The sequence below is a fragment of the Methylobacterium sp. A52T genome (assembly GCF_053346095.1).
In genome coordinates, this window is the sequence record NZ_JBKFBI010000286.1 from 1 (window position 1) to 1720 (window position 1720).

Sequence of the window (1720 nt, forward strand, 5' to 3'; positions counted from 1 at the left end):
GGTGCTGGACGCGCTGGCGCGCCGGACCGGGCCGGCCGACCCGGCACTGGCGGCCGAGATCGCCGAGCAGGCGCGGGCCATGGGCGGGCAGGTGGAGCGGGCGCTGGCCCGGGCGCGGGTCGCGGCCGCGGGCGACCTGCGGCGGCGGTCCTGCCCGGTCGCCCCGGTGGCGGAGCGCCTCGTCGCGACCCTGCGGCGGCTGCCGGAGGGCGGGTCCCTGGACTGGGCCGTGGCGGTGCCCGGGACCCTCGCCTATCCGGGCGAGGAGGGCGAGCTGATGGAGGTGCTGGGCAACCTCCTCGACAATGCCCGGAAGTGGGCGCACCGGCGGGTCCGGGTCACCGGGACGGTCGGCGGCCAGCCGGGCCTCGCCGTCGAGGATGACGGTCCCGGCATGAGCGCCGCGGCCATCGCGGGGATCGGGCGCGGCCAGCGCTGGGACGAGAGCCGGCCGGGCACCGGCTTCGGCATCGCCATCGCCCGCGACGTCGCCGAGGCCGCCGGCGCCCGGCTCGATTTCGGTCGCTCTGAGATGGGCGGCCTGCGGGCGGAGCTGCGCTGGCCGGGCGGGTAGGGGCACCGGCGCCGCTCGCGGACGCGACCTGCCCCCTCTCCCGTTCGGGAGAGGGTTGGGGTGAGGGACCGGACGCTTCAGGACGGCGCGCGCTGTCGACGCGCAGGCACGGTGCGCCTATTCCGGACAGACCTGATCCCTCACCCTGTCCCTCTCCCGAACGGGAGAGGGGACCCGCGTCCAGTCCCGGATCGTCAGCGCGGCCGCGACCCGTCCGCAGCTCCCGCGCCCGCCCGGCTCAGCCGCATCAGCCGCGTACTCAGGGCGCGGGCGCAGGCCGCGGTGCCGCGGCCCTCGGTGGCGATCGTCAGGTCCGGCCGCTCCGGCGCCTCGTAGGGCGCCGAGATGCCGGTGAAGCCCGGGATGCGGCCGGCGCGGGCCAGCCGGTAGAGGCCCTTCGGGTCCCGGGCCTCGCACAGGCCCAGCGGCGTGTCGACGAACACCTCCAGGAACGGGATGTCGCCGGCGATCCGGCGCGCCAGCGCCCGGTCGGCCCGGTAGGGCGAGATCAGCGAGACGATCACCACCGTCCCCGCCTCGGCCATCAGCCGCGCCACCTCGGCGGTGCGCCGGACGTTCTCGGCGCGGTCCTCCGGCGAGAAGGCGAGGTCGGCGTTGAGCCCGTGGCGCAGGTTGTCGCCGTCGAGGACCGCGCTGTGCCGGCCGCCCGCGACCAGGGTCCGGTCGGCCTCCGCCGCCAGCGTCGACTTCCCCGCCCCCGACAGGCCGGTCAGCCACGCGATCACCGGCACCTGGCCGAGGCGCGCCCAGCGCGCCTCCCGCGCCTGGAGGGGGTGCCAGGTCACGGGGCCCGGAGGGAGGCCGGCCGGGATCGTCTGCGGGATCTTCTGCACGACGCACATATCCACCGCTTGGTCCACCGCCTGGGGCGGCGTCCGCGGGGGCGGCCGCCGGTTCTCGGACACCGACACGGGCGGGCCCTAGGGCACGCGCCAGACCGGGTAGCCGACGGCCTCGCCGAGGCGCTCCCGGCACTCCTCCAGGATGTGGGCCGTCCGCCGCCGCCACGCGGGCGGGGACCGGAAGGCGGCCCGCGCCGCCGCCGCCCGCACCAGCGCCTCGACCGCGGCCTCCGTCTCGGGCGCGACCGGCCCGGCGGCGAGCTCGTTCGGCGGCGCGGCGGGC

General features: G+C 78.3%; 2 protein-coding genes and 1 pseudogene. 1 reads left to right on the top strand and 2 read right to left on the bottom strand.

The window, feature by feature from the left end; translation table 11 throughout:
• Nucleotides 1-574: ATP-binding protein (locus tag ACLBYE_RS30360; RefSeq protein WP_447697011.1), on the top strand; the 574-nt coding region annotated here is incomplete at its 5' end.
• Between the two features lie 194 nt (nt 575-768).
• Here the strand turns inward: ACLBYE_RS30360 and cysC are convergent.
• Together cysC and ACLBYE_RS30370 are read right to left on the bottom strand one after the other, a co-directional pair.
• Nucleotides 769-1437, bottom strand: coding sequence for an adenylyl-sulfate kinase (cysC, locus tag ACLBYE_RS30365; protein ID WP_447697012.1), 669 nt, complete (start codon nt 1435-1437; stop codon nt 769-771).
• A 78-nt stretch (nt 1438-1515) separates the two neighbouring features.
• Nucleotides 1516-1720 (bottom strand): annotated as a pseudogene (locus ACLBYE_RS30370) (hypothetical protein); the annotation flags it as partial.